The following is a 26,117-nucleotide window of genomic DNA, read 5'->3' as shown; positions in this document are numbered from 1 at the left end:
GGACTAAGTATAACAGCTTTTTAGGGAAATTGTCTATAAACATTTAAAATTATTAAATATTTTATTAATAACTGTTCAGAATCAGCATTAATCAAAATTCTCCGCATAGGTTTCATCAATAATTTTGTACATATTTTCTGCTTCGCTCTTCTTGGTTGTTTCAACAATTTGGTTAACTTTAACTGTTTCAGTCTTATTACCAAACTTAATTGTTAACGTATCCCCCGCTACAACCTGACTTGAAGACTTAGCTGGCCGATTATTAATTAAGATCCTTCCCTGATCAGCAATCTCCTTGGCAACGGAGCGTCTTTTAATAATTCTTGATACCTTGAGAAACTTATCTAATCGCATTTGATTCTCTTCTTCCTTATTGTTTATTTTTCTTTAGGTTGCTCAACGCTGTGACAAACTTAAGAAGCTGGTGGAGCCAATCATCAACCGTCATTTTCGGTTGAATTACCAGCCGGACATTTAATTGATGATCATTTTCGCCAATTGTTGCCTTAAATTTTGTCTGGGCTAGCTCCTTAATAATTTGTGGCGCCGTAATGTTCTGGCTTCCCTTTTCTGTAAAAGTAATCATGATTTGATCACGTTGTCGTTTGATGCTTGCAATCATCGCTAAATCCGCGTGTAGTTTCAACTGACTAATCAGGAGCAAATTCCCGACAGCCGTTGGATAATCACCAAAGCGATCGATCAAATCACCTTGAATATCCAGGAGTTCTTCATCACTGGCTGCGGTGCGGATAGTCTTATATAACTCAATCTTCTGTTGTTGATCGTTAATGTAATCATCAGGCAGGTAAGCTTCGACACCCAGTTCGATCTCCGCATCTGACTTGTCAACTTGCTTTTTCCCCTGCTTCTTGGCAACAGCATCACTCAGCATTGAAGAATAAAGGTCATAACCGACCGAATCAATAAAGCCGTGCTGCTGCTTTCCGAGAAGATTTCCGGCACCACGAATTGAGAGGTCGCGCATTGCGATTTTAAAGCCTGAACCCAGCTCGGTAAAATCACGAATTGCTGCTAACCGTTTCTCACCCAGCTCCGTTAAAACTTTATTCGGCTGGTACATAAAGTAGGCGTAGGCAACCCGATTGCTCCGCCCAATTCGGCCGCGAATCTGGTACAACTGAGCTAATCCCATTCTGTCGGCATTCTCAACAAAGAGGGTATTAACATTCGGAATATCAACTCCGGTTTCAATAATCGAAGTCGTCACTAACACGTCATACCCGCCCTGAATAAATTCATAAAGAACTGATTCAAGTTGGTTCTCACTCATTTGACCGTCAATATAACCAATCCGTGCTTCGGGAACTAGTTGTTGCAAACGAGCCACGGTCTCTTCAATGTCCATTACCCGGTTATGCAGATAGTAAACTTGTCCTCCCCGTTGCATCTCCCTAAGGATGCCGTCACGAATTGCACCTGAATTTTGTTCCATTACATAGGTCTGAATCGGGTACCGACCAGCAGGTGGCGTCTCCAGAACGGACAAATCGCGAACACCAAGCATCGACATATGAAGTGTTCGGGGAATCGGTGTGGCTGTCAATGTTAGAACATCAACATTGTTCTTTAACTGCTTCAGCTTTTCCTTATGTTTAACCCCAAAGCGTTGTTCCTCATCAACAATTAATAGCCCTAAGTCCTTGAAATGAACATCTTTAGATAAGATTCGGTGCGTACCGACAACAACGTCAACCGTCCCGTCAGCAAGCCCCTTCTCAGTTTCTTTCAATTCTTTTCTTGTCTTGAAACGGGACATCAATGCGATCTCAATTGGGAAACCCTCAAAGCGTTTTTTCATCGTGTCGTAATGTTGTTGAGCTAGGACAGTCGTCGGAACGAGAAAGGCTACTTGCTTTCCGCCAGTAACTGCTTTAAAAATCGCCCGTAAAGCAACTTCGGTTTTTCCGTAACCAACATCGCCAACTAGCAATCGATCCATTGGTTTGGCTTTTTCCATATCTTCCTTAATTTCCGTAATGCTTCGTAACTGATCACGGGTTTCAGAATAAGGGAAGTTAGCATCAAACTGCTTTTGCAGGTAATCATCCTTAGGGAAGGCGTATCCTTTCTCGGTTTCCCGCTTGGCATATAGTTCGACTAACTCATCAGCAATATCTTCTACTTTAGAGGCAACACGGCGTTTAGTCTTAGCCCATTCGTTACCGCCCAACTTGTTAATGTGCGGGGTCTTCGATTCAGCAGAAACATATTTTTGTACCAGGTTTAATTGGGTAACCGGAACAAAGATTTGCGCATTATTCCGGTAATTAATTACCATGTAATCTTGGTGGACACCATCAACCTCCATGGTCCGAATTCCGCTAAAGATTCCAATCCCATGGTTAACGTGAACCACATAATCTCCTGGTTTTAGATCTAAGTAATTCTTAATTCGTTCAGCATTAGCAAGCTTCTGTGGACGAATCCGTCGCTTTTTAACTTGCTTAAACATTTCACCCTCAGTAATGATTACTAGTCCCATCTGAGGGATTTCAAAGCCGTTTGCCAGGTTAGTTGGCACTAACTGAACGATATTTTGTTGAAGATGATTCAACTCGGTTGAGGTAACTTTAATACCGAAATCATCCATTGTTTGGGCAATTTGATTTCGGCGTTCCTTGCTAGTCGCCATTAAAATGACGGTTTGGCCTTGATCAAGCCACCGTTGCATTTCAGTTTTCAGCAATGGCATTTGACCAAAGAATCGTTGCATCGTTCGACTACCAAAGTCGGTAAGGGTCTTGAACCTTAACTGGCCCATCCCCTTACGGAAGAGTGCCCAAAAGTCTTGAGCATGTTTGTCACTGCTAATTAACTTACTAACATCATGACCAAGGCTAACTGCTTGCAAGATTTGATGGTGCTTCGCCTTATCTTCTAACCATCCTAATTCTTCCTCACCGATCTCTTTAGCCGTCTGCTTAATCCGCGTCCAATCATCAATATGAACTGCCCCATCAGCAGAAAGGTAATCCAGGAGAGAATGCCCTTGCGGATAAATCAAATTAGTATAAGTAAGAAATTCGTTAGTTAACTGGTGCTGTTTTAGATCCGTAAGCAATGGTTCAAACCGGTTTGCTAGTTGTTCCAGTTCATCTTCTCCATCAACCTGATGCTTTAACTGTTCATACTGTTCGGCTAGTTTTTCTTCTACTCGTTCAAACTCATTAACCGGAAGAATAAAATCGGTTGCGGGAAGGATCTCAACTTCATCAACGTTCTTAATGCTTCGTTGCGTGCTAGCATCAAAATACCTCAAGGAGTCAATTTCAGTGTCAAACAGATCAACCCGTACCGGATCATCAGTATTCAGGGAGTAAATATCAATAATTGATCCCCGGACAGCAAAGTCTCCTGGACGCAGAACCATCTTTTGGCGCTGGTACCCCATTGAACTTAATTGGTCTGCCGCTTTTTCAGGATCAATTTCACCGCCGACTTTAAGTGATAGTTCTGCCTGCTTAAACAATTCTGGCGCAACAATATTTCGGCGAAGACCAGCAGTTGATGCAATTACAATTGCCGGCTTGTTATTAATTAACGCGTTTAATGCTTGAACTCGCTGCAGCCGATAGTTTGGTGAACTCGTTGCTACTTCGGCAGCTAACACTTCTTCTACTGGAAATTGATAGATTTCCTCTTCTGGTAACAGGTTCTCTAAATCCGCTGCCAATTCCTGCATATGAAAAAGGCTATCAGTAATCACTAATTGAGGCTGATTAAGGTCCTTCTGCAATGCCGTAAGCAGCAGCGTTCGCGCTGATCCTGAAATACCAGTGATTAGCTGACGTTGATGCTTTTGAATTACCGTCAAAACCTGTTTAAATTCCTTTGTTCGGGTACAAAATTCGGTTAACTCCATGGTTTCCTCCTTTCTGTATTACTAATTCATAATAAAGGTGCTTTTAATTTTAAAGACTAGTTGGTCAGAAATTCGCTAGTGCTGATGTCTTCGGCTGCATAGTCGAAACGTGCTCGCTAGGAACTTGCTAGAGCTGATGTTCTCGGCTACATAGTCGAAATGCGCTCGCCCTAACCTTCCTCGAGCTGATGTTCTCGGCTGCATAGTCGAAATGCGCTCGCCAGGAACTTGCTAGAGATAACACCCTCCCTCCTAGGCGCAAGACGCCTTTGTCGGGAGTTAGTGTTATCTTTCCGCAAGTTCTTTGCTGGCTCGCGCTCTACTTTAGTTATATTCATTCATCAACTGGGCAAAGTTTTTACCGTTGATCCAGTCTTCGAGGGCATGTTCGGCGGTCAAAACGGCTTGATCGAAATCTGGGCGTTCTTCTTTTGTGAATTTACCAAGAACGTGGCTAACAACGGTCCCGTGCTTCGGATGATCGATTCCAACCTTAATCCGGTTAAATTTATTAGTCCCTAATGCATTAATAATGCTCTTCAATCCATTATGACCACCTGAAGCACCGTGAGTTTTCAGCCGAACTTTACCTACTGGCATATCAAGATCATCATTAATAACTACTAAATCATCAAGATCAATATCATAGTAATCAACAAGCGGTCCAACAGCTCTTCCGGAATCATTCATGAAGGTGGTTGGCTTGACGAGCATTACTTTCTCACCATTGATCATTCCAGTAACGGCAACAGCCTCTTGCTTAAGATGCGTAAAGGCCCCTAAGTGGTAATCACGAGCTAGTTGTTCTACTACCATAAAACCTGTATTATGACGAGTTTCATCATAGCGCGTTCCAATATTTCCTAAGCCGACAATCATTTTCATTGTTTTAATTCGTCCCCTTTAAGTCAAATGCAAAAAGGCCGCCTTAGTTGCAGCCTGATGCCTATTTACTTCGTTCAATTCTGATTATGTAGAATTACCTGCATGTTATTATACCCTAGCCGTGACTAAAACTAAAACAATTAACGTCACCCTTCTTTAGTTGTCATATTAGTTATTCTTAATTCTCTCATTTTGTTCTAATACTAAGATCAATTCTGTGTTATGATGATTTATGCACTTAATACGTTTTAATTTAGTAAAGGAAGAACATCATGATTTTTAGTTCGCTTATTAAGAAAAAGGCAGATCTGACCACATTACCTGAAACCGCAACTCTCCAGGAAGCATTGACCGTTCTTGAAAATACTGGATATCGTTGCGTGCCGATTTTAGATAAGTCTGGGAAAATTTTCCGTGGTAATATCTACAAAATGCATATCTACCGTCATAAGTCACGAAATGGCGATATGACGCTTCCGGTAACTTCACTACTAAAGAACTCTACCAAATTCGTTTCCATTAATTCTGCTTTCTTCTCTGTATTCTTTGCGATCCGTGATCTCCCATACATTGCCGTTTTAGATGAAAATAACCAATTTTATGGCATCCTAACTCACAATCGCTTACTCCGAATGCTCGCAGCCGGATGGAACGTTAACAACGGTAGCTACGTTTTAACTGTCGTTGCTCATGACGAACGGGGGGCTTTAATGAATGCCGCAAAAGAAATCACCCGTTTCTGTCAAATTGTTAACGTTATTTCTTTAGATCCCGATCATTCATCTGTTAAACAGGTCCTGTTCACCTTACCGACCGATGTTGATCATGACCGAATGGAACGAATTGTTCGGCGGTTAACCAAAAGGGGCTTCGAAGTTACTGAAATTGAAGACTTACATGAAGCTTAAAAAAGGAACCAAAAAGTTGGTTCCTTTTTTTGATCCTATTGCTTGGTTAGATTGAAATTTGCTACTGTAAGTGAGTCAAAAGGTGTTGAGTAGAAGTTCTAGGTAGCTAAGTCGAGATCTTCCTCGAGCTAGTAATCCTACTGCAACATAGTTGAGATCTGCGCAGTAGCTGATTGACTTCTTTCATCAACAAGTTGATAGCAAGAAGTCTAATCAGCCTTGCGAGGGTTCACAGACGAAAACAGGTTTTCTGGTTCACTCCTTCGCCGTGACCGCAACTTCCGCCTAACGTTCTAGGCAACTGAGTCGAGATCTGCTCGCCAGGAACTTGCTAGAGCTAACAACCTCCCTCCCAGATGCTTTCAGCATCCAGTCGGGAGAAATTGTTAGCTTTCCGCAAGTTCTCTGCTGGCTCGCACTCTACTTCAAACGTGTTCAGCCTAAGCTCCCTCAAGATAACGAACTCTCTCCTAGGCGTAAAACGCCTTCGTCGAGAGAAATCGTTATCATCCGGGAGCTTTTTACGGCTTCACACTCTAATCTAAATTCACCCTTGTTTCTGCTGGCTTGGTTTGGGCAAGGATTTTGCCGTGGCGAACATTAGCTAATACTTCGACATGCTTATTCAAGGCATTGTAAAAATCAGGAGCATTTAACAGGATAAAGTTAGCTGGTTTGCCAACCTCAATTCCATACTGATCGGTAATATGAAGAGTTTTAGCTCCATTATACGTAACGAACTTGAACGCATCTTGAAGCTGGTGGTAGCCCATCAAATGACCGGCATAAACGCCCATGGTTACAGCATCAAGCATGTTCCCATTACCAAGTGGATTCCATGGATCTTGAACATCGTCTTCACCAAAGGAAACGTTCATCCCCGCTTCCGTTAATTCCTTTACCCTAGTCATCCCCCGACGCTTTGGGTAAGTATCAAACCGGCCACCAAGGTGAATATTAACTAACGGGTTAGCAACAAAGTTAATCTCACTCATCTTTAATAGGCGAAATAGCTTATAAGTATAGGCATCATTGTACGACCCCATTGCAGTCGTATGACTTGCGGTTACTCGATCTTTCATTCCCCGTTCATAGGCTTCGGTTGCCAAAACTTCAAGGTTCCGTGAAGCTGGGTCATCAATCTCGTCACAGTGAACATCAACCAGCCGATCATAATGGTCCGCTAACTTCATTAAGAAATGAACTGATTGCCAGCCATATTCAGTAGTAAATTCAAAATGAGGGATTCCACCAACAACATCGAGGCCTTCCTTAACAGCTTGTTCCATTAATTCACGGCCATGAGGGAAACTCAGAATTCCTTCTTGCGGAAAGGCTACTAACTGTAAGTCAATCTGATCCTTTAATTCTTCTCGTAACTCCAATAAAGCTCGGGCAGCAATTAAATGCGGATCCGTAACGTCAACGTGACTCCGAATATGCTGAATTCCGTGACCAACCATATTCTTAATCGTTGCTTTCGCTCTCCGCTTGACGTCTTCAATCGAAAGATCCTGCTTCCGTTCGCTCCAAATCCGAATACCATCGAATAACGTTCCCGTTTCGTTCCACTCAGGCTCACCTGCCGTTAGCGTTGCATCAAGGTGAACATGAGAGTCAACGAACGGTGGCAACATCAACGCGCCATTGCTATCAATCACTTTTTCACCTTCACGCGGCTTGATTTTAGCAGCGATTTCAGCAAATTGACCATCAGTAACGCGAACATCTTTTAACTCTTCATCATTATCAATGTGAACACTCTTAATTAGCATGATGTGATCCTTTCCGGTCATAAATGGCCATTAAAATGTAATAAAGCAATCCGCTTAGTACCATATCAACAAATGTTGCACCAACTGTATTGGCAAAAATTGGCATTTGGTGAACCGCAATGAAGAATACTACTCCTAAAGCAAAGACCAAGTAGGCAATCCAATTAATTCCATGATGGTACCAATATTTACCATTAATAAGCCCTAACTGCTTAACCTCATAATGACGGTGAGCTCGAATATAGAAGTCAGTGCAAATAATCGCAATCGTTGGTCCCAGAACCATCCCAACATAATCAAGGAAGGATTCAAAAGTATCCAAGAAGCTCCCAACAAACATTGGAATAAAGGTCACAATTGTTGCTAAAAGAACCACGATCCACAATGAATATTTTAACCGTAACCGAATAAAGATGTTCGATAAGGCTGATCCGGCAGCCAGCAAGTTAACCGCATTGGCAGTCATTGACGTCAGGATAATTACCAAGAACGCTACAACCCCAAGGCCTAACTTACTTGCAATTGTCGATGGATCCGAGTTATTAGCATTATAAACGCCGCTGGAAATTGCAATACTAATTGTGGAAATTAAACCAATAAAGGCAAACCACACAACCCCAATCAATGCTCCCCAAAATGGTGTATGGATCGCGTTATTCTTGATTGAAGTAAAGCGGGTAAAATCAGCACCAGCAGTCACCCAAGCCAGGTTAAAAGCAGCTACGTAATCAATCGCTGCTCCAGTAGCCATCCGTGCCTTTGCCGGTACATGCCAGCCAATGATTTGATCCATCGAAACTGTCTTAAAAACAGCAACAGATTCCCAAAGAACAAAAATGAAGACCAGGATAATCCCAATTCGTTCAATCAGCTGAACCGACCGCGAACCGCTGGAAACACTGATGATGTGAAGAATACTCATAATCAAAATTCCAACAACCAACCCTTTATCACCACCCGGTTGTCCCCAAAGCGGCCAATGAAGCAGCTGGTGGAAAATAAGACTAACCGACTGAGCAGCAATAAATGTATTAACTGCCGTCCAGCCAATAAACTGGGTAATGTTAACCAGTGATGGCAAGTAGCTTCCGCGTTCCCCAAAGGACGCCCGGCTAATCGCCATGGTTGAAACACCTGTTTTGTAACCAATATAACCGATTAGACTTAGAAAAACATATGATAAGGCTGATGAAAGAACAAGTACCTTCATTGCCACGGCAAATCCACAAGCCGCAAGAACACCACCGACGAACCAGGTTCCGTTATTTGCGTTTGCCCCAACCCAGGTCGCAAACATGTCCCATCTTGTTGTTCGCCGACTCTTCATGGGAATACTTAAGATTGGCGTGTGTTGTTTATCTTCCACAATCGTTCCTCCTAAATAAATAACCTTGAGTCCCGTAAAGAACTCAAGGCTATCCAATCTCTGCGTGGTCGACTGTGGATCACTGCTTATTAATTCGGTAGTCTTTTGTAGTCTCACGGGGCTACATTAAAGGACCTATAAAATTAACTAAATTATATCAAATGGATCAACGATGTCAAGCAACTAATCAGTATAAACCCGGTGAACACGGTTACTGATATTTGTCATAATTTCATAGTTAATTGTGCCTGCTCGATCAGCAAGATCATTGGCTGTAATTTCCTTATTTCCAGACCGTCCCATTAAAACAACTTGTGTTCCGACTGGGTAAGGTTTAGGCAGCCGGATCATCATTTGATCCATGCAAACCCGCCCGGCAATATCACAAAATTGACCGCCGACAAGGACCTTATAGCCTGTCATACAACGTGGGTAACCGTCAGCATAACCAATTGGCAAAGTTGCCAGCCACTCATCTTCTTGCGCGGTATAGGTTGCACCATAGCTTACTGATTCACCAGCTTTGAGTTTCTTAACAAAACTAATACTGGTAACCAACTGTTCTACTGGTTTCAAATCAAGGGTCGCAGCTAATTCACGACCGGATGGATTCTGTCCGTACATTGAAATCCCCATTCGAACAGTATTAGCCGTGATTTTTTCTCGGTGCCACATTCCGGTAGCGGAGTTTGCCATATGAACAAACGGTGGCAACTCAGTCAAACTACTGACAAATTGTTCCCACTTATTAACTTGCTTGTTAAAGTAGCTATCATCGGCACTATCTGCAGTTGCAAAATGGGTAAACATCCCTTCAAATTCAAATTCGTGATGCTCGCGGACGAACTTAACTGCTTCATTAAAGCTCTCAACAGTTGTAAAGCCAATCCGCCCCATCCCTGAATCAATTCCCAAATGAACCTTCAACGGCTTAGTCCAATGATTGGCAATCGCTAATTGGTGATAGTCTTCAAGCCAATCTAACGAACCAACAGTTAACGATACTCCTGCCTCTGCAGCAATATGAGCATTCTCCACTGGGGTAATGCCTAAAACCAAGATTAGTGATGTAATCCCACTATCACGTAGTTCCAAAGCTTCATCCAGAATTGCAACACAAGTCCCCGTTGCGCCAGCCTTAATTGCTGTCTGTGCCACCGGAACTAAACCATTTCCATAAGCATTCGCCTTAACAACCGCAAGGATCTTGCTATTAGGAGCCAGTGACTTTTGCTGTTCATGAATATTGTGCTTAATCGCTCCTAAATCAACAATTAATTTTGTATCTCGTAATCGTCCACTAATCATTTTTATCCTCCAAAAGAATTTCCGTGATGACATTTACCGCAGTATGACTAACCGATGCATGTACCCGACCGGCAAATGGTGCTTTAGTAACGATTGGCGCACCAAGCTGGTTATCAACAACTTCAATATCTTGAAAGCCAACTTCACTACCAATTCCGGTCCCGTACGCCTTTGAAAAGGACTCCTTTAATGACCAACGACCAGCTAAGTATTCTAGTGCCCGTGAACCATTTAGCCCCTCATACTGCTTTTGCTCTGCCGGCGTCAATATTTTATTAACGAATTGGGGATGCTTTTGCAGTATTTCCTGGATTCGTTTAATCTCAGTGATGTCAATTCCAATTCCCTTAATCACTGTCATAACCTCTTATATTAATAAAATTTACCTGTCATTATTCTTTGAACTCTTATTTTCGCATAAATAAATAATAATTCGCAAGATTACATTATTTTACTTTGAACCTTACCGCAAATTATCTATAATAAATAGGTGTAAAAATTTAATTACGAATATCTTAAATTTTTGCTGGAACAATTAACTAACTTACCATGGCGCGCTAAACTCGTTATGGTATATTAGCTTTTATGAGCGAAAGGAGCGATTCGTAATCTTTAGTAAAAGTATTAAGAATCATCCTGCACTAATATTCATCTTAAAAACGGTATTCTACTTTATCGTTATTCTCCTGCTGATTTACCTTTATGGTTATTATGGAGCAGGTCAAGAACCGTTCATTTACAATGAATTCTAATGTGGAGGAAATAGAATTGAATACAAATATCGTTACTGTCTTTGACCAAATTGCCAAGGATAATTCAACGCGGGTTGCTTATGACGAGATGGGAAAGCAGACAAGCTATGGTGAATTAAAAGCCAATTCAGATAGTTTAGCTGCTTGGCTTACTAAGCAAAATATGACCCGTCAAAGTCCAATCCTCGTATTCGGTGATCACCAAGTCGAGATGATTACTAGTTTCTTAGCAGCATTAAAGGCGGGCCATCCATATATTCCCGTCTCAACTGATTCTGCGATTCCGCGGATTCAATCAATTCTCGATACTGCTAAGCCAGAATTAATTATCGCTGTTGATGATTTTCCAAGTGATAATCTCAATTTCGATGCTCGGGTAATTCCTAACGAACAGCTAACTAATGTTTTAGCGGATCACCAAGAGTTTACCCCTACTGATCCCGTTTCTGGAGATGAACTGGCCTACGTCCTCTTTACTTCTGGAACGACTGGTTCACCTAAAGGGGTGGAAGTTAGCCATGATAATTTCAAGACCTTCGTCGATTGGGTTCTTGATTCAGATTTCAATATTCCTGAACACGCTAACTTCCTTGGTCAACCACCATACTCATTTGACTTATCTAATATGTACTGGTTACCGGCACTATTAAATGGTGGAACCATCAAAGCTCTTCCGCACTCAGTGGTGGAGAACTTCGGTCAAATGTTTACCGCATTGCCAACTCTGGACCTTAACGTCTTTGTCGGTACACCATCATTTGCTGATATGTTAATGCTTAGCCCTGCATTTAATGAAGAAAAGATGCCAAGTCTAAGTATCTTCATGTTCTGTGGCGAAGAGCTTACCGTTAAGACAGCTAAGGCTCTTCACCAACGCTTCCCTCATGCCCGAATTTTTAACACTTACGGACCAACCGAAACAACGGTCGCAATCTCTGGAATTGAAATTACTCCAGAAATCATCGCTAATAATGACCGATTGCCAGTTGGTTACGCTAAACCAGGAGTTGAGCTTTCAATCTGGGATGGCGACAAGCAGTTAACCGAACCAGGCCAACAAGGGGAAATTATTATTAGCGGTAATAGTGTTGCTCGTGGCTACATGAATAATCCTGAAAAGACTGCTAAGGCCTTCTTCAAGATCAACGGTGTACCAGCATACCGGACTGGAGATGCTGGTACTCTCGATGTAGATGGTCTCCTTCATCATAAAGGACGAATGGACTTCCAGATCAAGCTCCACGGTTTCCGGGTTGAACTTGATGAAGTACGGGCTAGCCTTGAAAAGAGTCCGCTCATTAAACAAGCCGTTGCTGCTCCAAAGTATAACAAGAATGGTCAAGTTGCTCACCTTATTGCTTACGTTATCCCTAAGGAAGAAGTTGAGGATCAGGAGCAACTAACCAAAGAAATTCGGGAAAGTCTCAATGGTTTGATCATGCCTTACATGATGCCAACCCAATTCATCTATCGAGATTCATTCCCAATGTCTGCAAATGGCAAGATTGCAGTTAAACAACTAATCAAAGAGGCTAACCAATGATTAATTGGCTCGCAAGTTTGCCGAATTTCACTGCCTACGGGACACCAGTTTATTTTATTTACTTACTACTTGCCCTGCTTCCCCTAGGTATTGGATTGTACTTCGGCAAACGTTTCCAGTGGTACGAAGCACTAATTAGCTTCATCTTTATTTTCCTGATGTTTGATGGTGCTAGTTGGCAACAGCTCTTTTCCCTAATTGCGTATGTCATTTACCAAACCATTTTGGTAATGTACTACCACCATTACAGAAAAGCCAACAATTCTACCGGTATCTTTTACCTCTTCTCATTTCTTTCTTTGATTCCAATCATTATTGTTAAGTTATCACCGGCAATGGTCGGTCATAACTCGCTGCTTGGCTTCTTGGGAATTAGTTACCTAACATTCCGGGCAGTCGGAACAATCATTGAAACCCGTGATGGGATGGTAAAAGAAATTACACCGTGGCATTTTATTCGCTTCATGCTCTTCATGCCAACCATTACTTCTGGACCAATCGACCGTTACCGGCGTTTCTCTAAGGATTACCAAAAGACGCCTGAACGTTCCGATTATCTCAAGCTTGTTGAAAAGGGGATCTATTACCTATTCCTCGGTTTTCTTTACAAGTTTGTCATCGCCTACTTCTTTGGCCAACGTTTCTATCCACACTTTGAACAGGCAGCCATGGGTGATGGACTATTTTCGTGGAACATGCTCGGTGTAATGTACACTTACGGGTTCTACCTCTTCTTTGACTTCGCTGGATATTCACTCTTCGCGGTTGCGATTAGTTACTTTATGGGTGTTAAGACCCCAATGAACTTTAAGCAACCATTCAAATCTAAGAATATCAAGGAATTCTGGAACCGGTGGCACATCAGTTTATCATTCTGGTTCCGTGATTATATCTTTATGCGCTTTGTCTTTATGGCAACCAAAAAACGCTGGTTCAAGAATCGGAATACATTATCCGCAACAGCATACATGTTAAACATGCTGACAATGGGATTCTGGCACGGAATTACATGGTATTATATTCTATATGGATTCCTTCACGGACTGGCACTTGTTATCAATGACTGGTGGCTGCGTTACAAGCGTAAGCACTTAAAGAACCTGCCGCATAACAAGTTCACAGAATGTGTTGCCATCTTTGTAACGTTTAACTTTGTAATGTTAACGTTCTTACTCTTTAGTGGTTACCTCAATACTTACTTCTTCGGGTAATCGAGATTTATTTAGGAGGATTTTATAATGAAAGACGATATTATTAACATTTTAGCTGACGCAACTGGTCGGGATGCAAGTGACTTCAGTGATACTAGCGAAGACTTGTTTGCTGATGGTTTATTAGACTCAATGGCTACTGTTAGTGTTCTCTTAGCACTTCAAGATCAATTCGATATCCAAGTACCTGTTTCTGAATTTGACCGGAGCCAATGGAGTTCAGTTGATAAGATGGTTGACCGTGTAAAGGAGCTCCAAAATGACTAACCGCAAGCGACTGTGGTATATCTTTGGCCCAGTTATTCTTGCCTTTGTTCTGATTTTAATTCTTTTTACAATGCCTTTAGGTAGCCACTATTCAGCTAAAACTGAACAACGGGCTGCTTCTTCGCTTAGTCCCGTAGTTTTCAAAAACCAAAAGTTAAAACAACAGGCACTTTCTGATAAGAATACCCGTTACGTTCCGTTTTTTGGTTCAAGTGAATTACGGCGGTTTGATAATTTCCACCCATCAATTATGGCGGCACGTTATCATAACTACACCCCGTTCCTTCTAGGACAACGGGGAGCCCAATCACTCCCCCAGTTCTTTAACATCACTACGATGGAGGGGCAGTTGCGAGATAAAAAGGCCGTTTATATTGTTTCTCCTCAATGGTTTGTTAAAAAGGGGATTTTACCCCCTGCCTTTAAATACTACAACGGCGAATTAGCTGACTTAACCTGGTTGAAGAAAGCTAATCCAAAGTCACCGTATGATCAGTACGTTGCCAAGCGGTTAATTCAAATGATTGGTAATGATGGTTCGGTTGCTGAAGATGCTGCTAAAATTGCTCAAGGAAAGCCTTTAAGCAGTTGGGATAAAACTATTTTGAGCTTCCGGCTAACGTTGTTACAACATCAGGATGCATTATTCTCAGGAATCCAGTTAGATAATAATTATAGCCACTTCATTAAGCCACAAGTTAATAAGTTGCCGGCAAAATATAATGAAGCCCGGTTACATAAAATAGCAGTTAATGAGGCTGCTAAGGAAACTGACAATAATGATTTCCACGTTAAGAATTCCTTCTATACCAAGAAGGTTAAGCCTAACTTGAAGAAACTTAAGGGTTCACAACGTCACTTTAACTATAACCAATCACCAGAATATGGCGATTTACAAGTTGTACTTAATCAATTTAAGAATAACAACACAAACGTGATGTTCGTTATTCCCCCTGTTAATGGTCAATGGGAAGCATACACTGGAATGGATATGCAAATGTACTATCGCACCGTTAACAAGATTAAGTTCCAGCTTCAACAACAAGGATTTAACAACATTCTTGACCTTTCTCATGACGGTAACAAACCTTACTTCATGGAAGATACAATTCACATCGGTTATGCTGGCTGGGTTAAATTTGATAGTGCTACAAGTAAGTTCATTGAACAGAACCAACCTCAACCACACTATCACTTGAGCGATGAGTTCTTGACCAAAAAGTGGGCAAACTTAATCCCTACTCAACAAAACCTGAACCAATTTAAGGAACAAGAATTGAATAAGTAATATTCAATAAATCCCAGAGTGAGCTAATCTCATCCTGGGATTTATTTTGATCTAAAAAAGCGGCTCAAGAGGCTTTCCCTCTCGAGTCGCTTTTGAATTTAATTAGCTAGTTACCAGCTAACTTACTAGTCTTCCTTCTTCTTACCTAACTTGGTAAAGCCGAAGAGACCAGCAAGACTTGCAGCAGCTAAGGCAACTGCTCCAAGGCTAGCGTTGTTTTCATTACCAGTTTGTGGTAATTGAGCTGCTTGCTTATTAGCATTAGTCCGAACAGCATTCTTACCATTTAGACCAGTGGCAGAAATCTTTGCACCATTTGATTGACTTGTTGTAGCACCAGTTACTGAACCGGCTTGACTACCATTATTATTCGTAGCTTCACCTGAACCATTATCAATGGTACTACCGTTGTTACCTGATTGTTCATTTTGGTTATCTGAACTAGTAGCAACCTTAATACTGTTAATAGCAGCGATTCCGGCATTCATTGCATTGTTTACTTCAGCAGCATTATCAACACTATCAATGTTCTTCTTAGCGGTGTCAGCAATTACCTTGACCTCATTCTTCAGATCGGCCTTTTCCTGATCGCTTAAGTTGCTTGCATCAATTTCAGCATCCTTGTTCTTAGCAGCCTGATCAATTGCGTCCTTAGCAGCATCCTTGGCATCAGTGATGCTTGGAATATTAATGTTGTTAATCTTCTGAACACCATTATTTTGTGCCTGTTCAACCTGGCTTGCTGTTGTTGCATTATTGATTGCTTGCTTAGCCTCATTAGCAGCCTGGTCAACTTGCTTATTCAAGTCAGCAGCTTGATCAGCGGTAATGGTACCAGCATCTTGAGCGGCCTTGATAGCATCCTTCTTGGCTGCGGCAGCATTATCAATGACAGTATTGGCAGCATTCTTAGTGTCTGTCAGGTTAGTAGTTGGCACTGATGGAATCTTAATATTATTAATGTTATCAATGCCATTGTTCTGTGCCGTAGTTACTTCATCATTAGTCGTAGCCTTAGCAATGTTATCCTTAGCTTTTTGTACTTGTTGATCAACTTGATGATCTAAGGCTTGCTTTTCAGCATCAGTTAATGGTGATTTAGCAATTTCAGCCTTCTTACCAGCGGCAGCGTTATCAATTGCTGCATTAGCAACATCCTTGTCAATTGCTAATTGACCGTTATCAGTAGCCTTCTTAACATCACTGTCAGTATTAGCATTATTGATTGCGTCTTGGGCAGTCTTAGCATCCTGATCAATTGCGTCCTTAGCTGCTTGCTTTTGGTCATTAGTCAAGTTAGTATCTTGATCAATTGCCTTCTTAGCATTATCAACAGCATCCTTAAGGTTAGTTGTTGCTTTGGCCTTAGCATCTGAAGTTTCTGGGATAGCAATCTTGTTGATGCTATCAATACCATCGTTCTGTGCCTTAGTTACCCCAGCATCAGTTGAAGCATCATCAATCGCCTTGTTAGCAGCTGTTTGGGCGTCACTAACTTGCTTCTTCAAGGCAGTCTTTTCGTCTGATGTCAAGTTGGAATTGTCAATTGCCTGATTCTTGGCATCGGCAGCCTTAGCAACCGCATCCTTAGCTTCCTGTTGCTTCTCAGCCAAACTTGGAACCTTGATGTTGTTAATATTATTCAAGCCCTTAGTTTCAGCATCCTTAACAGCATCATTAGTTGTAGCGTCCTTGATTGCCTTAGTAGCATCATCAGCAGCCTTATTTACCTGATCAGTTAAAGCTTGCTTCTCTTGGTCAGATAAGTTCTGAGCATTATTGATCTCATCAATCTTAGCGTTCTTAGCAGTTTCGATTGCCTTAGTAGCATCATCTTGAGCACCATCTAAGGTTGGGATAAACAAATCAGTGATTTGGTCAATTGCATTGTCCCGAGTTGCTGTAACTGCATCATTCGTCGTAGTTGCTGGATCGTTAATCTTAGCAATCGCATCATCAGCAATCTTATTAACCTGATCAGTTAAACTCTTTTGTTGATCTGCATTTAAGTTCTTAGCATCACTAATTTGTGTATTCTTAGCTGCTTGTACTTGCTTAATTGCGTTAATAGCATCTTGTTTAGCTTGATCTAAGCTTGGAACAGCAACATTAGCAATTGCTTCAATTCCCTTGTTTTGGGCATCAGTTACAGCATCGTTAGTAGTTGCCTTAGCGATGTTGTCCTTGGCAGTGTTGGCTGCATCGGTTGCCTTGTTAATCAAGTCTTGCTTCTCATCTTGTGACAAGTTAGAAGCATTGTTAATTTCATTAGTCTTATTAGTTAATGCATTATCGATAGCGTTATTAGCTGCTTTCTTTGCATCATCTAAGTTAGTGAAGTTAACGCCCTTGATTGCTTCAACACCATTATTTTCAGCGTCCTTAACAGCATCGTTGGTGGCTGCACTATTGATGTTATCTTTTGCAGTGTTAGCGGCATCAGTTGCCTTGTTAATCAAATCTTGCTTTTCTTGATTACTCAAGTTAGAAGCATTATTGATTTCGTTAGTCTTAGACTTCAATGCGTCATCAATTGCTTGGTTAGCATTAGTCTTAGCACTATCAAGACTTGGAATCTTCACATCTTCAATGTTCTTAACACCAGTATCTGCAGCTTGTTTAGCTTCATCATTAGTCTTGGCGTTATTAACATTGTTAATTGCATTAGTTGCGGCCTTAGTAGCATCATTAATTAACTGTTGCTTCTCATCATTTGACAAGTTAGAAGCATTCTTAATTTCATCCTTCTTCTTATCTAAGGCCTTATTAATTAACTCAGTGCTTTCCTTCTTGATGTCAGACAACCCCGGAACAGTTACATCAGCAATTGCCTTTTCACCATTAGTTTCAGCTGTTGCTACATCTGAATTAGTGGTTGCATTATTGATCTTATCCTTAGCGGTATTAGCAGCATCGGTGGCTTGCTTGATCAAATCTTGCTTTTCTTGATCGGTAATGTTAGTAGCACTCTTGATTTCATTTGTCTTGTTTTGAAGAGCCTTATCAATTACAGCAATAGCATTGTCCTTAACAGAAGAAGAGGTTGGAATATTAATGTTATTAATAGCCTTAACACCAGCTTCTTGAGCTGTCGTTACTTCTGCTGGAGTATTTGCATTGGCGATATTTTGCTTAGCATTCTCACCAGTTTCCTTGATTAAATCAGTCAAGGCCTTTTGCTCATCAGTAGTTAATGGAGCCTTAACGTCCTTAATCTTACCAGCTACTGCGTTATCAATGGCTGCATCGGCTACAGTCTTATCAATAGCAAGTTGACCGGCATCAGTGGCCTTCTTGATATCATCGTCAGTCTTAGCGTCATCGATTGCCTTTTGAGCGTTCTTAGCATCAGTATCGATTTGATTCTTTGCTGCTTGCTTTTGATCATCAGTTAAGTTGCCGTCCTTATCGATGGCATCCTTAGCATCTTGAACTTGCTTATCAAGATTTTCTTTTGCCTGGTCTTTTTCTGGTGAAGTTGATGGAACCTTAATACCCTTAATTGCATCAACGCCATTATCCTTAGCAGTAGTTACAGCTGCTGGAGTAGTTGCTTTATTGATGTTGTCTTTGGCAGTCTTTACTTCCTTAGCTACTTGATCATGCAACTTGTTTTGTTCATCAGTAGTTAATGGAGAGTTAGCAATTTCTTTGTTCTTACCAGCTGCCGCATCGTCAATTGCAGCATTGGCAACTGTCTTATCGATAGCAAGCTTACCAGCATTGATTGCATTGTTGACGTCAGTATCAGTCTTAGCGTCATCGATTGCTTTTTGAGCATTCTTGGCATCGCTATCGATTTGATTCTTAGCTGCTTGCTTTTGATCATCGGTTAAGTTGCTGTCTTGATCGATTTCCTTCTTAGCATCATCAGCGGCTTTATTGATGTTACCTTTTGCTTCGTCCTTTTGAGTTGAAGTTGATGGAACATTAATACCGTTGATTGTATCAACACCATTCTTTTGAGCAGTAGTTACTGCTTGTTCAGTATCAGCAGTAGAAATTGCATTCTTAGCGGTCTTTACTGCTTGAGCTACTTGAGTTTTAAGGCCGTTCTTTTCTTCATCAGTTAATGAAGATCCATCGATGGCTTTATTCTTACCAGCTGCTGCATTATCAATGGCAGCGTTGGCAACTGTCTTGTCGATGGTAACTTTCCCAGCAGTTGCGGCAGAAGTTACTGCGTCGTTGGTAGTTGCCTTATTGATAGCTTCTTTTGCAGCGCTAGCATCTTGATCTACTTGAGCCTTAGCTGCATTTTTTTCATCTTTAGTTAAGTTAGTATCTTGATCGATTGCTGCCTTAGCTGCATCAACAGCAGTAGTTAAATCAGCAGTAGCTTTTTCCTTAGAAGTTGATTTAGTTGGAATCTCAATATTTTGGATATTTGAAATTCCTGTATCTTTAGCTTTCGTTACTGCAGTGTTAGTTTTAGCATTATCAATTGCAGTATCCGCAGCATTTTGAGCAGTAGTTACTTCTTGTTTCAAAGCAGCTTTTTCTTCATTAGTTAAGCTTGATGCGGCATCAATTGCTTGATTCTTTTTAGCAGCTTCTTGAGCTACGGCTTCTTTAGCGGCAGTTTTAACTGCTGATTCAGCTGGGACTGAAATCTTGTTGATATTGCCAACACCCGTTGTTTGAGCAGTCTTGACTGCTTCATTAGTCGTAGCACTATCAATTGCAGCATTTGCAGCATCTTGAGCCTTAGTTACATCTTGCTTTAAGGCAGTCTTTTCTTCATCAGTTAAGCTTGATGCGGCATCAATGGCTTGATTCTTTTCATCAGCGGCTTTTGCTACAGCATCCTTTGCAGCTTGTTTTACTGCTGATTCAGTTGGTACTGGAATAGTATCGATTGCGTTAGCACCAGCTTGACCTGCTTGAGCAGCTTCATCATTAGTGGTTGCTTGAGCAACTTTTGTTTTAGCCTCATTTGCGGCAGTATTAGCTTTATTAGTTAATTCTGTCTTTTCATCAGTGGTTAAATTTTGTGTAGCATCAATTGCATTTAACTTCTTAGTTAAGGCATCTTGAATTGCTTGATTTGCCTTAGTTTTAGCATCAGCTAAGCTAGTTGGAACAATCTTTTCAATTTCAGTAACGCCTTTTTGACCTGCTTGGGCTGCAGCATTATTTGTAGTAGTCTCATAGATTTTATCTTTAGCAGCATTCGCTATGGCAACTACCTTATCCTTTAGATTTTTCTTTTCGGTATCACTAATATTATCTGCTTTATCAATTAAGTCAGTTTGAGCATCCATAGCTCTAGTTACAGCTCGAGCTGCTTCCTGTTGAGCATCGTCTAAGCTTGGTACGGTAACTTTATTAATATTAGTCGTACCGGTAGTTTGTGCATTTGTTACATCAGCAGTTGTCTTAGCATTGTTAATCTCTGTCTTAGCGTTATTTGCTGCAGTAGTTGCATCATTGATCAACTTGTTTTTAGTTGTTTGATCAATGTTCGTAGCATCGTTTATTTCTTTAGTTTTATCTGCTAAGGCTTTATCAATTGCATCAGTTGCATCAGTTTTTGCAGTTTCAAGATTGGTAGTACCGTTCAAATCACTAATAGCATCATTGATAGTCTTTACGGCATTATCTACTTCAGCTTGAGTAGCATTTGGCTTGGTTAAAATGTTTTGACCAGCAGTGATTGCATTAGTAAGTGCTTCTTGTTTAGCTTGATCAGCATCAGTGTAATCACTAGTCTGTTTAGCGTCATTAGCAGCAGCTATAGCCTTATTAAGGGCATCGGTATTAGTTGCTTCACCCTTCAAATTACCTTTAGCAGTATTAATTGCATCTAAAGCACCCTTGATTTGATCAGCTGTTGCATTGGTATTATCCAATACTGCTTGACCATCAGTAATTGCTTTGTTGTAAGCTTCTTGGGCTTCATCAGTGCCGTTGTAGAAAGCAGGTGTCTCTCGTACAGTTGGTGCTTCCTTAACAGCAGCTTCAAGAGCAGCCTTGTTAGCGACATCTGTCTTGGTATCACCATTTAACTTACTGTTTGCTTCCTCAAGCTTTTGCAATGCTTGATTTACTTGGGCCTGGGTTGCACCAGTGTTATTCAAGACTGACTTTGCATTAGTAACTGCATTATCGTAAGCAGTCTTAACGGTTTGATCGGCATTAGTGTAGTTATTACTCTTTTTAACATTAGCAGAAGCATCTACAAGATTCTGTAAATCACTCTTGTTAGTTGCTTGACCGTCTAAAGCATCCTTGGCTGTATTGATTGCCTTTAGTGCGTCAGTAAGACTATCTACTGTTGGGTTTTGTGCCTTTAGAGCATCACTACCTGCAGTAATTGCAGCTTTATATGCCTTTTGCTTTGCAGAATCGGCATTGTAATATGCTGCCGTTTTTTCGGTGGCTGGTGCAGCATTCACAGCATCCTGAAGAGCCTGCTTTGCACTATTAAGATCACCATTTAAGCCACTCTTAGCGGTAGTAATTTTAGTAATTGCATCTTGAATTTGGTCTGAAGTAGCAGCTGAATTATTTAATACATCTTGGCCGTTTGTGATTGCATTAGTATATGCTGTTTGCTCATCTGTGCCAGCTGACTTGAAGTTAGTTGAAGCTTTAATTGTTGGTGCTTCGTTAACTAAGTCTTGCAATTCAGTCTTGTAAGAATCCGCCATCCAGTCGTTAACTGACTTTGGCCCTTGAGTATCAGCCTTAACAAAGTCCTTAGCAGCATATACAGAAACTTGGTCACCATCATTTAACTTACCAAGGTTTACAGAGAAGTTACCGTTAGCATCTGTTTTAGCAGAATATGGTTCAGCGGTTGATGTTGGGTCACCTGTTTCATTCGCAGTCCAAAGAGTTTGTGAATCTGTTGGAGCAACTCGATGAACTTGACCATTTACTGAAATATAAACATAAGCGCCCTTCTTATCAGCGGTATTAGCACTACCACTCATGGTGTATGTGCCGTCAGTATTCTTAACAAACTTAACGCCAGAAAGGTTAACTTCTTCACCAGCAGCAACTAAATTAATCTTGTTTTTAGCATTATTTCCAGCAGTTCTAGTTTCTGTAGTTGTAGCTTCATCGTAACTAGTTACCTTAGTGACAGTTGGAGTACCATCACTAGCATAAGTAATGTCGATTTCACCGATTGGTTGACCATCAGCTGAAGTCTTTACACCAGTAAATTGGACTTTACCGTTCTTAATTGCAGTGGCACCATCTGGCATTGAAATGTTAAATAATTCTGGTTGTTTTGAAGTGAAGGTACTACCACTACCAAGTGATATACCAGTAGCTTGGGCACCATCGCCAGTTACATCAAAGGTACCATGGTGACTAATGGCGATCTTTGAATTACCGTTTGAAGTAATAACTGAACCCTTGTAATCACCCATGTTAGTAGCATTGACCTTGAATGAACCACCATCTACATTGATGGTGGCATTACCATTGATGTATACCGGATCATCCATCCCACTTGATCTGTAAAATGGTGTACCATCAGAATTAATGTTCAAATTACCATTAACATTAAGCGTTGCACCTGAATTTAAGAAAAGTGCACCAGAGTGATACTTATCTTCAGAATTATCCTTCAAATTAATATCTAGGTTACCACCCTGCTCAATGTTCAAAGTAGTATTACCGTTTGAAGCAATCCCTCGGGCAATACCATCCATACTCATTCCATTAAGGTGTTCTGGATTATTTTGAGTATGTGGGTTTAAAGAAACTTGGGCACCATTCTTAACGTTAATCGCTGTTGTTCCAGCATCAACTTCAAGAACATTCGAGTTAGTAGTAGTTAAGGTGACATTACTACCAGAATTGAAGTTAATTGTGTTCGTTCCAGCAGCAAATTGAATTACCTGTTGATTATTGCCACCCTGGCTGGACTGAGACTTATTATTTAGCGGACTGGTATATGAACCTACTGATTTAGCAGTAACATTACCCTCAAAGTTAACTGTCGTGTTATACCCAGAATCAGTATAAATTAATTGTGACCCAGTGTAGTTAACGTTATCAAAGGTATATGAACCAGCACTTCTAATAATACCGAAATAGCTTCTACCATATAAGTCTAAGTCTTTGAAAGTAACTCCATAATCATTACTGTACATGTTGAAGCCATAACCGTTAAAGTCAATTGTATAGTGGTTATCACCCGTAGATTGAATGGTAATATTCCGCTTATTGGAAATATTAGTATTAGTCCAATTACTATTGGTCTTTTCTCCTAGATCAATATCTTTCCCAATATTAATAGTCGTAGCAGTTCCCTTTTGAATTTCATCAATCAATTCTTGGGCAGTATTAACGGTTACCGTATCTTCATCGTTAGTAGCCGCCTTTGTTTGCACTAAGGAAGCCTTCGCTGCTTGGGCCTTAAGAACGCTTCCCTTAGTAAGACTTAAGTTAGTGGTCTTGTCATCGTTTGCCTTGGCGTCATTGCTTTCTTCATCCTTTACAGCTGTTTGATCAGTCGTGGTTGATTGATCCTTAACAGTGGTTGAAGCATTATCGTCAGCTGTTGCCTTCTTTACTGAAGTGGCCTGATCGTTATTTGCCTTAGCAACTTGATCTTCAGAAGTTTGGTCGGTCTTTGATTCAGTAGCTGCCTGCTTATCAGCATTTGTTTGCGTCTTGGCACTATCAGAAGCATCTGTCTTCGCATCAACACTTGTCTGTTCTTCAGTCTTTGTTTGCGCTTGAGCAGTAGTTTGATCACCAGATTGTGCAGGTGTCGTTGTCTTAGCTGATGATTCAGTTGTGGCTTGGTCAGTCTTAGCGGTCAAAGTAACCTGCTTCTGATCAACTAAGGATGACCCCCCCTCATTGGTTTTCTGGGTGTCAGCTGCCTGATCGCCGGCATTAGTAGTATCAGCGTGAGCGACTAGCTGTCCACCGCCATATACACTGAAAGTTACCCCTAAAAGGACAGAAGCAACACCAACATTTAACTTTCGTAAGCCAAACCGTTGCTTTTCGTTCTTCCGATTCTTGCTTGCAATTAATTTCCGGTTATTCTTTGATACCATTGAATATCCTCCCCTAATTGTTAACTACAACAAAATCGATTACTTACTCCAAAATTAGTTACTTATGATTAACTAATCATACTATCAGTCAATAAACTAATAGTTAATTTATACTTTCTTCGTAAAGCAATCGATTATCCTATATTTCATTTCCTTTTGATAAACATTTTCCTGATTAGTAAATCGAAAAATTTTTTCAAAATTACTACACAATTAGTTTAACTTATTGGTAACTTATAAGCAATTAACTTTGCTTACTATCAATTAGTCCTAAATAAAAAAACAATTCAGAGATATCAGTTTAACTAAATCTCTGAATTGCTTTAAATATTAAATCTCAGTTAGTCTAATCTTCCCGATGACGGATATTAAACGCATGTCGACTAGAATGATTACTACCATGATTATCATGACGCCGGGAACGACTCCGACCACCGTTGTTATGCCGACGGTGACCATAGTTATTATGGCGATGATCTCGTGGACCACGATAACCATGTCCTGAGCGTCCATTACGGTGATTCCGCCGTGGCAATGGCCGTTCTGGTGTGATTTTAACTGGCACATCACTGGCTGGTTCCTTGGTCATTTCGTTCAGTAACGCAGCAACCAAATCAGTAGCATTGTGGGTTGCTAATAACTTCTCTGCAGACTCTTGGTACCGTTCCGTGGAGTCTTGGGAAATCAGCTCATCAATATCATTAAAGGCACTAGCAACTTGCCCCTTAAATGCTTCTTCGGCCGTTGGTGGCTTTAATGGGAGCATCCGAACCCGGGTTAATTTTTCGATTTCACGCAGGTAATCCATTTCATTTGGCGTAACAAATGTTAAAGAAACACCATGATGTCCGGCACGACCAGTCCGCCCAATCCGGTGAACATAGCTGTCCGGATCTGACGGAATATCGTAGTTGTATACGTGGGTTACTCCGGAAATATCTAATCCTCGCGCTGCCACATCGGTTGCAACAAGGATATCCAGTTCACCACGTTTGAATTGCTTCATGATCTTAGTTCGCCGATCCTGACTTAGATCACCATGGATTCCGGCTGCATTATAACCCCGAGCAACCAGTCCCCGTGATAATTCGTCAACCCGACGCTTAGTCCGACCAAAAACAATGGTAAGGTCAGGATCCTGAACATCAATCAGCCGAGTCATAATATCGAACTTTTCGTAGTCCCTAGCTTTTACGTAATATTGATCAACTAAATCAGTTGTTAATTCCTTCGCTTTAATCCGTACCATTGTCGGGTCAGTCATGAACTTAACCCCGATCTTCTTAATCTCTGGTGGCATTGTAGCGGAGAATAAGAGCGTTTGCCGCTCAGCAGGTGTTTGGTTGATAATTACTTCAATATCATCCAAAAATCCCATATTCAGCATTTCATCCGCTTCATCGAGCACTAATGTCTTAATATGATCTAATTTCACCGTATGGCGGTTCAAGTGATCACGGAGTCGTCCCGGCGTCCCCACAAGGATTTGCGGGTGTTGCTTTAAGTTTCGAATTTGGCGACGAATATCAGCTCCACCGTATACAACCTGCACCCGGACATGCTTATCTTTCCCCAAACGGAATAGTTCTTCTTGAGTTTGGATCGCTAATTCCCGAGTTGGTGAAATGATAATTGCCTGGATATTAGGGTTATCCGTATCAACGTGTTCAATAATTGGCAACCCAAACGCAGCGGTTTTCCCCGTACCTGTCTGTGCTTGACCAATTACGTCTTGTCCCTTTAATACCATTGGAATGGTTTGTTCTTGAATCGGTGTTGCTTCTTCATAACCACTCCGTTTGATTGCCTTTAATAAACTATCTGACAATCCTAATTCACTAAACTTCAATATGGTCCTCCTAAAAATTACCAGCCGACTGAACAAGCACTGTCTGTCGG

General features: G+C 41.0%; 15 protein-coding genes. 6 read left to right on the top strand and 9 right to left on the bottom strand.

Annotated elements, in window-relative coordinates; translation table 11 throughout:
* Positions 1-87 precede the first annotated feature (87 nt).
* The 3 genes from MR181_RS06275 to pth all read right to left on the bottom strand — a co-directional run bounded on the left by MR181_RS06275 (position 88) and on the right by pth (position 4,771).
* A complete protein-coding gene (locus MR181_RS06275) occupies positions 88-354 on the bottom strand; it encodes an RNA-binding S4 domain-containing protein (protein WP_003717850.1) in 267 nt (88 codons plus the stop codon).
* A gap of 16 nt (positions 355-370) precedes the next feature.
* Positions 371-3,886, bottom strand: a complete 3,516-nt coding sequence (mfd, locus tag MR181_RS06270) for a transcription-repair coupling factor (RefSeq protein WP_242336185.1) — start codon at positions 3,884-3,886, stop codon at positions 371-373.
* 324 nt (positions 3,887-4,210) lie between these two features.
* The gene (pth, locus tag MR181_RS06265; protein ID WP_191911673.1) at positions 4,211-4,771 is read right to left on the bottom strand and encodes an aminoacyl-tRNA hydrolase; all 561 of its coding nucleotides are present in this window, start codon (positions 4,769-4,771) and stop codon (positions 4,211-4,213) included.
* 272 nt (positions 4,772-5,043) lie between these two features.
* Here pth and cbpA point away from each other — a divergent pair, with 272 nt between their 5' ends.
* Entirely contained in the window at positions 5,044-5,679 is a 636-nt protein-coding gene (gene cbpA / locus MR181_RS06260) for a cyclic di-AMP binding protein CbpA (RefSeq protein WP_102168307.1), read from the top strand.
* Between the two features lie 536 nt (positions 5,680-6,215).
* On the opposite strand, the gene codA is transcribed toward cbpA, so the two are convergent.
* From codA to acpS, 4 genes are all read right to left on the bottom strand, one after another.
* Positions 6,216-7,454, bottom strand: a complete 1,239-nt coding sequence (gene codA / locus MR181_RS06255) for a cytosine deaminase (RefSeq protein ID WP_242336182.1) — start codon at positions 7,452-7,454, stop codon at positions 6,216-6,218.
* Positions 7,444-8,820, bottom strand: coding sequence for a cytosine permease (locus MR181_RS06250; protein ID WP_191911675.1), 1,377 nt, complete (start codon positions 8,818-8,820; stop codon positions 7,444-7,446). The genes codA and MR181_RS06250 overlap by 11 nt, the downstream gene beginning before the upstream one ends.
* Positions 8,821-9,003: 183 nt before the next feature.
* Entirely contained in the window at positions 9,004-10,128 is a 1,125-nt protein-coding gene (gene alr, locus MR181_RS06245; RefSeq protein WP_242336179.1) for an alanine racemase, read from the bottom strand.
* Positions 10,121-10,483, bottom strand: a complete 363-nt coding sequence (gene acpS, locus MR181_RS06240; RefSeq protein ID WP_242336176.1) for a holo-ACP synthase — start codon at positions 10,481-10,483, stop codon at positions 10,121-10,123. Before acpS ends, alr begins: the two co-directional genes overlap by 8 nt.
* Before the next feature lie 253 nt (positions 10,484-10,736).
* Between acpS and MR181_RS06235 the strand changes: the two genes are divergently transcribed.
* From MR181_RS06235 to dltD, 5 genes are read left to right on the top strand one after another with little or no spacing between them, the layout of a single operon-like run.
* Complete coding sequence (locus MR181_RS06235) at positions 10,737-10,880, top strand: teichoic acid D-Ala incorporation-associated protein DltX (RefSeq protein WP_102168321.1); 144 nt, start codon at positions 10,737-10,739, stop codon at positions 10,878-10,880.
* Positions 10,881-10,896: 16 nt separating this feature from the next.
* On the top strand, positions 10,897-12,423 hold the full coding sequence (dltA, locus tag MR181_RS06230; RefSeq protein ID WP_242336173.1) for a D-alanine--poly(phosphoribitol) ligase subunit DltA: 1,527 nt from the start codon (positions 10,897-10,899) through the stop codon (positions 12,421-12,423).
* On the top strand, positions 12,420-13,634 hold the full coding sequence (gene dltB, locus MR181_RS06225; RefSeq protein WP_191911678.1) for a D-alanyl-lipoteichoic acid biosynthesis protein DltB: 1,215 nt from the start codon (positions 12,420-12,422) through the stop codon (positions 13,632-13,634). Before dltA ends, dltB begins: the two co-directional genes overlap by 4 nt.
* A 27-nt stretch (positions 13,635-13,661) precedes the next feature.
* Positions 13,662-13,901, top strand: coding sequence for a D-alanine--poly(phosphoribitol) ligase subunit DltC (dltC, locus tag MR181_RS06220; RefSeq protein ID WP_003717840.1), 240 nt, complete (start codon positions 13,662-13,664; stop codon positions 13,899-13,901).
* Complete coding sequence (gene dltD, locus MR181_RS06215) at positions 13,894-15,189, top strand: D-alanyl-lipoteichoic acid biosynthesis protein DltD (RefSeq protein WP_242336170.1); 1,296 nt, start codon at positions 13,894-13,896, stop codon at positions 15,187-15,189. Before dltC ends, dltD begins: the two co-directional genes overlap by 8 nt.
* A gap of 125 nt (positions 15,190-15,314) precedes the next feature.
* Here dltD and MR181_RS06210 read toward each other — a convergent pair whose 3' ends face one another.
* Positions 15,315-24,218 (bottom strand): DUF1542 domain-containing protein, encoded by an 8,904-nt coding sequence (locus MR181_RS06210; protein WP_242336167.1) that lies wholly within the window; start codon positions 24,216-24,218, stop codon positions 15,315-15,317.
* Between the two features lie 346 nt (positions 24,219-24,564).
* Entirely contained in the window at positions 24,565-26,067 is a 1,503-nt protein-coding gene (cshA, locus tag MR181_RS06205) for a degradosome RNA helicase CshA (RefSeq protein WP_277956500.1), read from the bottom strand.
* Positions 26,068-26,117: the final 50 nt, after the last annotated feature.

Origin of the sequence: Limosilactobacillus urinaemulieris, assembly GCF_932750685.1 — a bacterium.
Classification (GTDB): domain Bacteria; phylum Bacillota; class Bacilli; order Lactobacillales; family Lactobacillaceae; genus Limosilactobacillus; species Limosilactobacillus urinaemulieris.
This window is presented reverse-complemented; position numbering and strand designations above follow the sequence as displayed.